This window comes from Hymenobacter yonginensis (assembly GCF_027625995.1).
GTDB classification, from domain to species: Bacteria; Bacteroidota; Bacteroidia; order Cytophagales; family Hymenobacteraceae; genus Hymenobacter; species Hymenobacter yonginensis.
Genome location: NZ_CP115396.1, coordinates 3,943,374 through 3,955,840 on the forward strand (window position 1 = coordinate 3,943,374; position 12,467 = coordinate 3,955,840).

The 12,467-nt window shown below is 64.0% G+C and carries 10 protein-coding genes; 5 read left to right on the forward strand and 5 right to left on the reverse strand.

The genetic code is table 11. The annotated features are described in order from the left end of the window. Positions 1-279 precede the first annotated feature (279 nt). Positions 280-1,125: a tetratricopeptide repeat protein gene (locus tag O9Z63_RS17040; RefSeq protein WP_270126569.1), complete on the forward strand. Its 846-nt coding sequence runs from the start codon at positions 280-282 to the stop codon at positions 1,123-1,125. 69 nt (positions 1,126-1,194) lie between these two features. Here O9Z63_RS17040 and O9Z63_RS17045 read toward each other — a convergent pair whose 3' ends face one another. From O9Z63_RS17045 to O9Z63_RS17065, 5 genes are all read right to left on the reverse strand, one after another. Next, positions 1,195-2,265: a chorismate mutase gene (locus O9Z63_RS17045; protein ID WP_270126570.1), complete on the reverse strand. Its 1,071-nt coding sequence runs from the start codon at positions 2,263-2,265 to the stop codon at positions 1,195-1,197. Between the two features lie 229 nt (positions 2,266-2,494). Then, the gene (locus O9Z63_RS17050; protein WP_270126571.1) at positions 2,495-3,340 is read right to left on the reverse strand and encodes a prephenate dehydrogenase; all 846 of its coding nucleotides are present in this window, start codon (positions 3,338-3,340) and stop codon (positions 2,495-2,497) included. 126 nt (positions 3,341-3,466) lie between these two features. Continuing rightward, positions 3,467-4,699: a pyridoxal phosphate-dependent aminotransferase gene (locus O9Z63_RS17055; RefSeq protein ID WP_270126572.1), complete on the reverse strand. Its 1,233-nt coding sequence runs from the start codon at positions 4,697-4,699 to the stop codon at positions 3,467-3,469. A gap of 110 nt (positions 4,700-4,809) precedes the next feature. After that, complete coding sequence (locus O9Z63_RS17060) at positions 4,810-5,739, reverse strand: prephenate dehydratase (RefSeq protein ID WP_270126573.1); 930 nt, start codon at positions 5,737-5,739, stop codon at positions 4,810-4,812. 514 nt (positions 5,740-6,253) lie between these two features. Next, entirely contained in the window at positions 6,254-7,873 is a 1,620-nt protein-coding gene (locus O9Z63_RS17065; protein ID WP_270126574.1) for a vWA domain-containing protein, read from the reverse strand. Positions 7,874-8,296: 423 nt separating this feature from the next. On the opposite strand from O9Z63_RS17065, the gene O9Z63_RS17070 reads away from it, so the two are divergent. The 4 genes from O9Z63_RS17070 to rpiB all read left to right on the forward strand — a co-directional run bounded on the left by O9Z63_RS17070 (position 8,297) and on the right by rpiB (position 12,424). Next, positions 8,297-9,070 carry a porin family protein gene (locus O9Z63_RS17070; protein ID WP_270126575.1) on the forward strand — a complete coding sequence of 258 codons (774 nt, stop codon included), beginning with the start codon at positions 8,297-8,299 and terminating at the stop codon, positions 9,068-9,070. Positions 9,071-9,576: 506 nt separating this feature from the next. Further along, positions 9,577-10,869, forward strand: a complete 1,293-nt coding sequence (locus O9Z63_RS17075; RefSeq protein WP_270126576.1) for a serine hydroxymethyltransferase — start codon at positions 9,577-9,579, stop codon at positions 10,867-10,869. A 150-nt stretch (positions 10,870-11,019) separates the two neighbouring features. Beyond that, entirely contained in the window at positions 11,020-11,877 is an 858-nt protein-coding gene (gene tatC / locus O9Z63_RS17080; RefSeq protein ID WP_316963310.1) for a twin-arginine translocase subunit TatC, read from the forward strand. Between the two features lie 106 nt (positions 11,878-11,983). After that, complete coding sequence (gene rpiB, locus O9Z63_RS17085; RefSeq protein ID WP_044015210.1) at positions 11,984-12,424, forward strand: ribose 5-phosphate isomerase B; 441 nt, start codon at positions 11,984-11,986, stop codon at positions 12,422-12,424. The last annotated feature ends 43 nt before the right edge of the window (positions 12,425-12,467 follow it).

Below are 12,467 nucleotides of genomic sequence, written 5' to 3' on the forward strand. Positions count from 1 at the left end.
AAGGCAAGTACGGCGGAACCCAACAAACGGCCAACCTACCCGGCCCGTTCCGCCCGAGAATCGGCAGCAAATCCCGACTTTTACAGCCCGGCCGGGGCGGGCGTCTTTCGTGTACTGCGCCCCGGATACGGGGTTTTGGCCTATCATTGTTCCGACTTTTGCTCGGAGCGGCCGGACGCCGGTCGGCAGCGGAGACGTGGGCTTTTCGGCCGGCGGCCGGCCCCGCCCCAGCTGGTCATCAAACTTACCCGCCCTCTCTTCCCGTATAGTGTAGTCTCTATGCCGCACCTCTACCGTTTGCTTTCGTTGCTGCTATGGGCACTGCTGCTGCCTGGCCAGGCACCGGCACAACTGCCCGCGCCCCTGGCGGCTGCGCCCACCGAGGCGGAAGTGCTGCGGCAGGCCACGCAGCTGATGCAGAACCGCCAGTATGAGTCGGCCTGGAAGCTGCTCAATGGCTTCGACCCCAAACACCGCCGCCCGGCCGTGGCCCTCATGCAAACCGAGCTGGCCCTCAACTACCACCTGCGCAGCCGCGAGTTGGAAGGCTTTGGCTTCGTGGATGTGAAGCCGCTGGAACGCCTGGATTCGTTGCGCGAGCATTTCACGCGCGCAGCCGTTCCGTACCCGTTTGTGGTTGAAACGGTGCTGAAAAACCTCATCCGGCAGCACCCCACCAACTACCGCCTCCACCGCGCCCTCGCCGACTATTACTACCAGACCGAGCAATGCAACTGCGCCGAGGCCGACAAGTCGCCGGCCCAGCTCTACGCCCTGATGGTGCGCTACTACACCACCACCCACCAGCACGGCCTCGGCGACTTCAGCTCCTACTTCGCGCTGGGCTACGCCCGCCAGAGCTTGCGCCAGTTTGCCGAAAGCGTGCCCGCCTACACCCGCGCCATTGCGTTGCGGCCTAGCTACGCGCCGGCGCACTTCCAGCTGGCCTACAGCTACACCGTGCTGCAAAAGCTGCCGCTGGCCCTGCAGGAAGCCCGCGCCGCCGCCCGCTACTTCGACGACCCCACCGCCAAAAGCGACGCCACATACCTGGCCGAAAACCTGGAAAAGAAGATTGCCCAGGCTGGCAAAGCCAAAAAACAGACGGCAACCAAGAAGAAATAACACAAAGCGGCCCACGCCACAAAGGTGTATTTGTGGTGTGGGCCTCTTCGTTTACGGGTACAGCAGTTATCAGCCTTCCATCACGCGGTTCTGGCGGGCAATGGACTCCAAATGCACGGCGGCCAAGTACTGCTCCACAAACTCGTGGGTGAGGCCCAACGTGGCGCCCTGGCGCTGGGCGCGCTCCAGCACCTCGTTCCAGCGGCTGGTCTGCAGAATGGTGATGTCGTTTTCCTTTTTGTAAAGGCCAATCTTTTCGGCCACGGCCATGCGGCGGCCCAGCAGCTGCATAATCTCGGCGTCGAGCTGGTTGATTTGCTCGCGCAGGCTGGCCAGGGCCGTCAGGAACTCGCGCTGGTCGGTGGTTTCGTGGCGCCACACCAGCGCCTCAATCAGGTCGCGCAGTACCTCGGGCGTGATTTGCTGCTTGGCGTCGCTCCAGGCGTTGTCGGGGTCGATGTGGCTTTCAATCATGTTGCCCTCGAAGCCCAGGTTGAGGGCCTGCTGGGCCACGCCGAACAGCGTGTCGCGGCGGCCGCAGATGTGGCTGGGGTCGCAGAGCAGCGGCATTTCGGGGTGGCGGCGCTTCATTTCGATGGGCAGGTGCCACATGGGCGCGTTGCGGAAGTCGGTGTTGCCGTAGCTGCTGAAGCCCCGGTGAATCAGGCCTACCTGCTCCAGACCCGCCTTTTGCAGGCGCTCCACGGCCCCCACCCACAGCTCCAGCTCCGGGTGAATGGGGTTCTTGACCAGCACCGGCACCTGCACGCCGCGCAGCACATTGGCAATTTCCTGCACCGAAAACGGGTTGCCGGTGGTGCGCGCGCCCACCCACAGAATGTCCACCCCGAAGGCCAGGCAATCCTCCACGTGCTTGGCGGTGGCCACTTCCACGGCCACGGGCAGGCCGGTCAGCTCACTGGCTTTCTTCAGCCAGGGCAGCCCCTTGGTGCCCACGCCCTCGAAACCGCCGGGCTTGGTGCGAGGCTTCCAGATGCCGGCGCGCAACGCCTGCACCTTGCCGGTAGCAGCCAGGCGCTGGCAGGTTTCGAGCACCTGGGCCTCGGTTTCGGCCGAGCACGGCCCGGAAATGAGGTACGGCTTATCGTCGGGCTGGCGGTTGAACAGGATTGATTTCATGGGGTTTAGTGGATTGGTGAAGTGGTGGTTTGGTGGAGTGGGGAGGTGGTGGAGTGATGAGGTGGATTGTTATGCTGAGCATGTGGCGCATAAAACCAGGTTGCAGAAGCGTAGCCAAAGCATCTCTATGCCTGGCTGATTTCCGGCGGCTGCAACGAAGCAGTAGAGATGCTTCGACAAGCTCAGCATGACGTTCTAACCCACAACTCCGCCACTCCAACACGCCAGCTCACGGCAGAATCTTGCGGATGCGGTTGGCTTGCTGGATGCTGTCGGTCAAGCCGTTGTAGTCTTCTTGGGCCAGCAGCTCGCGCAGGTACTGGAGCTGATGCAGGTGCTCATCCAGCACGTCGAGCACGTTGAGGCGGTTTTGGCGGAAGATGGGCACCCAGGTGGCCGGCGCGCTCTTGGCCAGCCGCACCGTCGACTCGAAGCCGCCGCTGGCCAGGTCGAAGATGCGCTGCTCTTCCTTCTCCTTTTCCAGCACCGTGAGGGCCAGCGCAAACGAGGTGATGTGCGAAATGTGCGATACGTAGGCCGTGTGCAGGTCATGCTCGGCGCCACCCAGGTAAAGCAGCCGCATGGGCAGCGCCTGAAACAGCTGCTCCACCACCCGCACGGCGTCCGGGTCGCTGTGCGCCGTGTCGCAGAGCACCACCGTTTTGCCCTCAAACAGCCCCGAAATGGCTGCTTCCGGCCCCGAGTGCTCAGTGCCCGCCATCGGGTGCGCCGCCACGAAGCGGCCCCGGCGCGGGTGGTCGGCCACGGCCGCCAGCAGTGCCTGCTTGGTCGAGCCCACGTCGATGACCACCTGGTGCGGCTCCGTCACATCGAGCACCAGCGGCAGCACCGTCACGAGGGCATCCATGGGCACGGCCACCACTACCAGGTCGGCGCGGCGCACGGCGGCGGCCAAGTCGGTTTCGATTTCGGCTACCAGCCCCAGCTCCAGGGCCCGGCGGGCGTGAGCAGGGCTGCTTTCCACCCCAATGATATGCCGGGCCAGCCCATGCTGGCGCAGGCTGAGCGCCAGCGAGCCGCCGATAAGCCCCAGGCCGATGATGGTGATAGTCATGGTGTTGATTGGCAGGTTGGTTGATGTGAGAACGTCATACTGAGCTTACTGAAGCATCTCTACCGCTTGGTTGCAATGCTAACCCAACGAAGTGGTAGAGATGCTTCGGTAAGCTCAGCATGACAGTTAGCTTCTGGCGAGATGCTTCGGCTGCGCCTCTGCATGACGGCCGTGTAGGGTGTTTTGCCACTCCCGCACCCGCGCCAGCGCGTCGCGCAGCACGCTTTCCGGCTGGCAGAGGCTGACCCGGATGTAGCCGCCGCCGTTGCTGCCGAAGATGCCGCCCGGCGTCAGAAACACCCGGGCGCCGGCCAGCACGGCGTCGCTCAGGGCGTAGCCATCGGCCACGCCGGCAGGCACGGCTGCCCAGATGAACAAGCCTACCTGCCCGGGCGCGGGCGCACAGCCCACGGCCTGCAGCAGCTCCACCACCAACTCCCGGCGGGCCCGGTAGGTGGCGTTGAGGTCCTGAAACCAGTCGTCACCGAGCGCCAGCGCCGCTACGGCCGCCTGCTGCACCGGCAGAAACATGCCCGAGTCCATGTTACTCTTGAAGCGGAGCACATCGGCCAGCACGTCGGCGCGGCCGGCGAGCAGGCCCACGCGCCAGCCAGCCATATTGTGGCTTTTGCTGAGCGAGTTCAGCTCCACGGCCACCTCCAGAGCGCCCGGTACCGCCAGCAAACTCAGGGGCGGCGTTTCGTTGAGAATGAAGCCGTACGGATTGTCGTGCACCAGCAGAATGCGGTGTTGGCGCGCAAAGGCCACGAGGCGGGTCAGGAAGGGCAGGTCGGCGGCGGTGCCGGTGGGCATGTGCGGGTAGTTGACCAGCATCAGCTTCACCCGCGAGAGGTCGGTGGCAGCCAGCGCGTCGAGGTCGGGCAGCCAGCCGGCGGCTTCGGTGAGGTTGTACTCCCGGATTTCGGCCCCGCAGATTTCGGCCACGGCGCGGTAGGTGGGGTAGCCGGGATTTGGGATGAGCACCGCGTCGCCGGCTTCCAGGAACGTCATGGCCAGGTGCATCAGCCCTTCCTTCGAGCCCAGCAGTGGCAGCACCTCGGTGGCGGCCTCCAGCGCCACGCCGTAGTGGCGCTGGTAGAAATCGGCCATGGCCTGGCGCAACGCGGGCGTGCCCTGGTAGCCCTGATAGCCGTGGGCGGTGGGCTGGGCAGCTGAGGTAGCCAGCGCGGCCAGCACGCTGGGGTGCGGCGGCAGGTCGGGGCTACCGATGCCGAGGTTGATGATGTTGGCGCCGGCCGCGTTGAGGGCCGCCAGCTCGCGCAGCTTGCGGGAGAAGTAGTATTCGCCGGTGTGCGCTAGGCGGCTGGCTACGGGGATGTGCAAGGTGTTTTCTGTCATTGCGAGGGTTGGCGGTCAGTTCCCCTCCTTGGAAAGGAGGGGACGTTGCGCGTTGGCGCAACCGGGGTGGTTGATTCGTTGAACGACTCGCGGCCAGGCCGCTAGTTACGTCAGGTGATCAAGCTCGTGCGGGTGTCGTGCAACGATCCAACCACCCCAGTTTCAGCCTTTGACTGAAACATCCCCTCCTTGGAAAGGGGGGGAACGGCATCCTCCTCTTCCCAGCTGCCGCGGCGGTAGGCGCCCAGCACCCGCAGCTCCTCGGTCACCAGCGCTAAGTCGGCGAGCAGGGCCACCAGCTGGGCCATTTCCCTGAACTCGATATCGGCGTGAAAGCCATAGTGCCAAGGCTGGCCGGGGCGGGGGCACGACTGCAGCTTGCTCAGGTTGAGGCCGTGCGCCGCCACCCGCACCAGTACGTTGGCCAAACTGCCGGACTCGTGAGGCACGCAGAAGTACAGCGAAGCCTTATCGGCGTGCGGATCGGTGAGGGCGGTGTCGGCGCGCTCCAGTACCAAAAATCGGGTGTAGTTGTGCGGGTCGTCGTGGATGGCGGGGGCCAGGATCTGCAGCCCGAACAGCTCGGCGGCCTGGGCGCCGGCCACCACGGCCGCGCCCGGCGTGCTGGTTTCGGCCAGCCATTGGGCGCTGCGGCCGGTGTCGTCGGTTTCCACCAGCTTCCAGTCGGGGTGGCTGTCGAGGAAGGTGCCGCACTGGCGCAGGGCCATGGGGTGCGAGTGCACGGTGCGCACGTCGGCCAGCGTGGTGCCAGGCCGCGCCAGCAGGTGCTGATGGATGGGCAGGTACACTTCGCCGGTGACCTGCACGGCGTGGCGCTCCAGCAGCAGATAGTTGGGCAGGATGCTGCCGGCCAGCGAGTTTTCCATAGCCATGAGCCCGGCCTCGGCGGTGCCCTGCACCACGTGCGCCACCACTTCGGCAAACGTAGCGCAGGCCCGCAGCGCAGGCTCCGGCCCGAAATACCGGCGGGCGGCTACTTCGTGGAAACTTCCCTGAAAACCCTGAATGGAAACGTGCATAAGCGAGTAGCTGAGTAAGGGCAATAAAAAAGGGCCTCCGTATGCGGGGCCCTGCGGTTGGTGGTAAGCTGGGTTTCAGCTCAGGCAACACGGGGCCGGTTTCTTCCAGTAGAAGAAATAGGCGTAGGTGAAAAAGTAGCGCAGGGTGGTCATGGGCAGATGCAGGCGTAAACAAAGCGCCTCCCGGGGTCGGGAGGCGCTGAAGATTTTCAAGTGAAAAAGCTACACGGCGGCTACCCGACTACGCGGTGGCGTAGTAGAAGCAGTAGCTAAAATAGAAGCGGGCCGTGGGCTGCAGCATGAGAATGAGGTGCTTGACGGTGGCAAGGTGGCACCCACAGCCCGGACTTCCAAATTTTTCGGCCGGAAAAGTGCGCCCCTGCCACAGCCACTGAGGCGAGCCAGCACCTGTAACGCGAAGTTCCACTTCGCGGAACGCCCGGCATGGTAGAACAAGCTAGCCGCAGAATTGCAACGTCTCGCGAAGTGAAACTTCGCTTTACAAATCAGCCACTTATCGTTCCGCCGCTACTTCGCTGCTCAGGGCGGCGGCCTGCTGCACCAGCTCCCGGAACTCGGCCCGGGTGCCGTCGGGGTCGGGGGCGGAGCGGGCCAGGGCGGCGGTGCTTTCCCAGTTGGCCGTGCCGCGGTGCTGTGAGTGGCGCAGCAGCAGCCCAAACTGCGCCACCGCCGCCGCAAACCGCAGATTCTCGGAAGCCTGGGCTATCGGCTCGTCGAAGCGTGAGCCACGCACGGGCAGCGTGAGCAGGCGGCTGGCGCTGCCCTGCGGCTCCTGGTAGCGCAGCTTCACGGTCAGCAGCTCGGTGCTTTCGGGGGCGAAGCGGGCGGGGGCCGTGGTCTGATATTTCAGGGGGTCGGTGGAGGAGGTAGCGGCGGCCGGGGCGCCGGTGGGCACTATTTCGTAGAGGGCCGTCACCTGCTGGCCGGCGCCCAGCTCGCCGGCGTCTTTGCGGTCGTCGTTGAAGTCCTGGGCGGCCAGCAGGCGGTTTTCGTAGCCCAGCAGGCGGTATTGCTGCACGCGGGCGGGGTTGAATTCCACCTGCACTTTCACGTCCTTGGCCAGCGTGAACAGCGTGCCGCCAAACTGCGCCACCAGCACCCGCCGAGCCTCGCCGAGGTTGTCGAGGTAGGCGTAGTTGCCGTTGCCCTTGTCGGCCAGCAGCTCCATGCGGCTGTCCTGCAGATTGCCGCTCCCGAAGCCCAGCACCGACAAAAACACGCCCGATTCGCGCTCCTGCGTCACCAGCCGCTCCATATCGGCGTCGCTCTGCTCGCCCACGTTGAAGTCGCCGTCGGTGGCCAGGATGATGCGGTTGTTGCCGCCGGCCCGGAAGTGCTGGCGCGCCACCTGGTAGGCCAGGCGCAGGCCCTCGCCGCCGGCCGTGGAGCCGCCCGCTTCCAGCTTGTCCAGCGCCTCCAGAATGGTGTCGGCTTCGGTGCCGGGCGTGGGGGGCAGCACGAGGCCCGCGGCCCCCGCGTACACCACAATCGACACATAATCCTGGGGCCGCAACGCCTTCTGCACCAGCTCCCGCAGGCTTTCCTTCAGCAGCGGCAGCTTGTCGGGGTCAGCCATCGAGCCCGATACATCCAGCAGAAACACCAGGTTGGCGGGCGGCAGATTTTCGGTGGGCACCTGCCGGCCCTGCACGCCCACCAGCACCAGCTGATGCGCGGGGTTCCAGGGGCAGGCGGCCACCTCGGCATTCAGCGAGGCCGGGCCGGTGGTAGGCTGTGGGTAGGAATAGGGGAAGTAGTTGATAAGCTCCTCCAGCCGCACGGCATCGGGCGGGGGCAGCTGCCGAGCCTGGGTCAGGAAGCGGCGCACGTTGCTGTAGGAGGCCCGGTCAACATCAATAGCGAAGGTGCTGAGCGGGTTGCGGCGCGCTTCCAAAAACTGGTTTTCGTGGACGATGGCGTAGTTCTCGCGGCTTTGCGGGGCCGTATCGGTGGCATTGGGTGCGGCGTCAGCAGCGGCAGCTGGGACGGGCTCGGCGGCAGCTTCCACGGCTTCGGTTGTCACCAGTTGCTCGGTGGAATATTGGTGGCAGGCGGGCAATAGCCAGGCGCCAGCCAACAGCCCACAAAGGGGCCAGAGGCGGTTCAGTTTCATCAGAAGGAAGGCTTGGAGGATGAAAAAGCCTCACCCGGCAACAATTGCTGGCTATCCGCCCCGCCGCAACTCGCGACCTTGCGTGGGGCAGCTCTGCGGCCCGTTTCCCTTCGCGACGGAAACCAGCGGCTGCAGAACCAGCGGGACCCACTGCTTGCAGTCGGGCCTCGGGTGAGGAAGTATACAAGCGGCGCCGCCTGTGGTGGTTTATGCAATTGGGCGGGCTGATGTAACCCGCCAAGGGCCAACATAATTGTGGCATAGCGCCCTCGCGCCCTAACCTTGCTTGCCACAAGAAGCGAGGGGCGAGGTCAGGCGGATTTTCAAAAACTGGCACGGTTTTGTAAAAGTCCCCATCAACAGCCCGCCTTTCAGCCCGCGCAGTGCGGCGGCCGGCACTTCACTTCAACCGTCCTCTTCGTTATGAAAGCTTCTTCTTTCTTTGGCCGCCTGGCCGCCGCTACGCTTCTCTTCTCTGCCGTAGGCACTGCCGCCCAGGCCCAGGTGCAAACCCACCGCGTGCCGGCGTATACCGGTAAGGCCCAGGCCCGTTCGGTATCGGCGGTGCGGAAGCCGGCGGCCAGCACGGGCGGCGCCCAGATCGGCATTCGGGCCGGCGTGAACGTGTCGGACTGGTCGGGCGATGCCGTGCAGAGCGTGATGGACCTGGCCGGCTACACCAACGGCGGCGTGACCAAGGAAATGAAAACCGGCTTCCACGCCGGCCTCTACGCCACGCTGCCCGTTGCGCCCGGCTTCTCCATTGAGCCCGGCGTGCTGTACTCCGAGAAAGGCGCCCGCCTGGTGGGCACGCTGCCCTTCGAGCAGCTGGACTTCCTGAATGCCCGCGTAACGGCCACCTCGCGCATGGCTTACCTCGACGTGCCGGTGCTGGCTAAAATCAACGTGACGCCTGGCTTCTACATCTTCGCCGGCCCGCAGGCCTCGTTCCTGCTCAGCAACAAGGTGCGCGTGGAAGCCGGCGCGCTGGGCTTCGATGCCTTCCAGCAGGACTTCGACGTGAAAGACCAGTTCCGCCCCGTTGATTTCAGCGTGACCGGCGGCCTGGGCTACCAGCACAGCAGCGGCATCGGCGTCAGCGCCGGCTACGACTACGGCCTGTCGTCGCTCGACAAAAACAACCGCTTCGACGCCCAGAACCGCGTCATCAAAGCCTCGCTGAACTACTCGTTCTAGGCCGGCTGTGGCACGGACTTCAGTTTGTAGCCCAACCAGCTGGCCCGGTACCGGCGGGCTGCGGACTGAAATCCGCGCCACAATCGACCAACAAAAAGACCCTGCCGGTTAGCCGGCAGGGTCTTTTGGCGTTAAACGGCACCGGCCGAAGCCGCTGCCAGGCCAGAGGTCAGGCCGGGTTCTGGCAAGTAGCGTAGCGCCGGCCGGCTGCAACCAGCCGGAGCCCCTTGCCGGAAGGGTGAGTGAAGCGCCCGACCTGACCCAATTTCTTTGCTGCTTAGGCAGTTACCCCCTTCGCAGGATACCTACTGAGCCCTTCACGTTGCATGCGTGGCGCGAACTGCGGCGCCGGCGCCTCCGCCAAACGCCCAAATCTGTTCTTCTGATGCGCCAGTGGGCCGGATTTCACACGCGGCCCCCTAAAAAATTTACGGCGCACGGCGCGCCCGCTGTGCCGCCTGCCGTATGTTCTTGGCAGTTCGGGCCGGTGGCGTACCTTTGGAAGTATGGAAACGCAAGCCCCCGCCCTCGTGCAAGACACCGCCATTTTCGACCTGATTGAGCGCGAGAAAGAGCGCCAGACCCACGGCATTGAGCTCATTGCCTCCGAAAACTACGTTTCGGAGCAGGTGATGCGGGCCCAGGGCTCTATTCTGACCAACAAATACGCCGAGGGCCTGCCCGGCAAGCGCTACTATGGTGGCTGCGAAATCGTGGACCAGATCGAGCAGCTGGCCATCGACCGCGCCAAGCAGCTGTTTGGCGTGGAGTGGGTGAACGTGCAGCCGCACTCCGGCGCCCAGGCCAACGCCGCCGTAATGCTGGCCATCCTCAACCCCGGCGACAAAATTCTGGGCTTCGACCTCAGCCACGGTGGCCACCTCACCCACGGCTCGCCCGTCAACTTCTCGGGCAAGCTCTACCAGCCGTCGTTTTATGGCGTGGAGAAGGAAACCGGCCTCATCGACTGGGAGAAAGTAAAGGAAACTGCCCGCCGCGAGCAGCCCAAGCTCATCATCTGCGGCGCCTCGGCCTACTCCCGCGACTGGAACTACCAGGCCCTGCGCGAAGCCGCCGACGAAGTAGGCGCGCTGCTGCTGGCCGACATCTCGCACCCTTCGGGCTTGATTGCCAAAGGCTTGCTGAATAACCCGTTTGATTATTGCCACATCGTCACGACGACCACGCACAAGACGCTGCGCGGCCCCCGTGGCGGCCTTATCATGCTGGGCAAGGACTTCGAAAACCCCTTCGGACTGAAAACGCCGAAAGGCGAGCTGCGCATGATGAGCAGCCTGCTGGACTCGGGCGTGTTCCCCGGCACGCAGGGCGGGCCGCTGGAGCACGTCATCGGCGCGAAGGCAGTGGCCTTCGGCGAATGCCTCTCTGACGCCTACACTGACTACACCCACCAGGTGATCCGCAACGCCCAGGCGTTGGCCAGCGGCTTCGTGGAGCGCGGCTACCAGATCATCTCGGGCGGCACCGACAACCACCTGATGCTCATCGACCTGCGCAGCAAAGGCCTGACCGGCAAGCTGGCCGAAAACACCCTCGTGAAGGCCGACATCACCATCAACAAAAACATGGTGCCCTTCGACGATAAGTCGCCCTTCGTGACCAGCGGCATGCGCATCGGCTCGGCCGCCGTCACCACCCGCGGCCTCAAGGAACCCGATATGGCCCGCATCGTAGACCTCATCGACCAGGCCTTACTCAACCACGACGACGACGCGTATCTGCTGCGCGTGCGTGGCCAGGTAAACGAGTGGATGCAGCAGTTTCCGCTGTTTGCCTAGCGGTGCCGTAGTGAGGTGGTGAACCGCTAAGCATCACTACCGAAGCCGGGCCCGTACATCCTGTCGGCCGGGTTTCTCGTTTGTGTCTTGCCGTTTCGTCTGCCGTCGCCGCCCTCACCCGTTCACCACCTCACTATTTTGCTGTCTGCTTTGAATACAGAACAACCCGTCCTGGGCCAGCCCCAGGAAATGTCTTTCATCGACCATCTGGAGGCCTTGCGGTGGCACATCATCCGCGCGGCCATTTCGATTGTCGTGTTTGCCAGCATTGCCTTCTTCTCCAAGGAATTCCTGTTTCACGATTTGATTCTGGGCCCGTCGCGGGCCGATTTCTGGACCTACAAGGCCTTCTGCCGCTTCGGCGCGTGGGTGGGCGCCCCGGACCTGTGCATCGACCAGATCGGGTTCGTGATTCAGAACCGCGAGATGAGCGGGCAGCTGACCATGCACATCAGCACCTCGCTGGTGGTGGGGCTGGTGCTGGCGTTTCCGTACACGTTCTGGGAAATCTGGCGCTTCATCAAGCCCGGCCTGTACCCGCACGAGCGGGCCAATTCGCGCGGGGCGGTGTTCTTCGTGTCGCTGCTGTTCATCGTGGGCTTGCTGTTCGGCTACTACATTGCCGCGCCGCTGAGCATCCAGTTTCTGGCTTCCTACCAGATCGACTCGACCATCGAAAACCAGATCGACATGCAGAGCTACATCAGTACGCTCACCACCATGTCGGTGTCGTGCGCCGGGGTGTTTGAGCTGCCGATGATTGTGTTCTTCCTGGCCAAAGCCGGCATCGTGACGCCCGAAATCATGCGCCTCTACCGCAAGCACGCCATCGTGGTCATCCTCATCGTGGCAGCCATCATCACACCGCCCGATATTTCGGCCCAGATCATCGTCACGATTCCCATCGTGCTGCTCTACGAGCTGAGCATTCACATTGCCCACATCGTGAGCCGCAACCGCACCAAGATGCTGAACGAGCGGCTCGCGGAAAACAACGGCATAGCGTAACTCCGAAATCCAGCACTGCACAATGGCCGGCAAAAAATGATGTTCTGAACTTCCAGACCCATTTTTTGCCGGCCATTTTCCGTCTTCACCCTCTCCTTCTTTTCCCATGTCCGACCAGACTCCCATTGCCCTCGGCTCCGACCACGCCGGCTTCGCCTACAAACAGATGCTCGCCGACTGGCTGCGCGACAACGGCTACGCGGTGCGCGACTTCGGCACCCACTCCGCCGACTCCGTGGACTACCCTGACTTTGTGCACCCGCTGGCCACGGCCATTACGGGCGGCGAGCTGGAGCGCGGCATTCTGGTGTGCGGCTCGGCCAACGGCGTGTGCATCACGGCCAACAAGCACCGCGGCATCCGGGCGGCCATTGCCTGGGAGCCGGAGCTGGCCGAGCTGGCCCGCCAGCACAACGACGCCAACATCATCTGTGTGCCGGCTCGCTTCGTGAGCGAAGAGCAGGCCCGCGCCATTGTCAGCCAGTTCCTCAACACCGCCTTCGAAGGCGGCCGCCACCAAAACCGGGTGAATAAGATTGATTGCTAACCCCTTGTCATTGCGAGGAGGCACGACGAAGCAATCCTTCCTC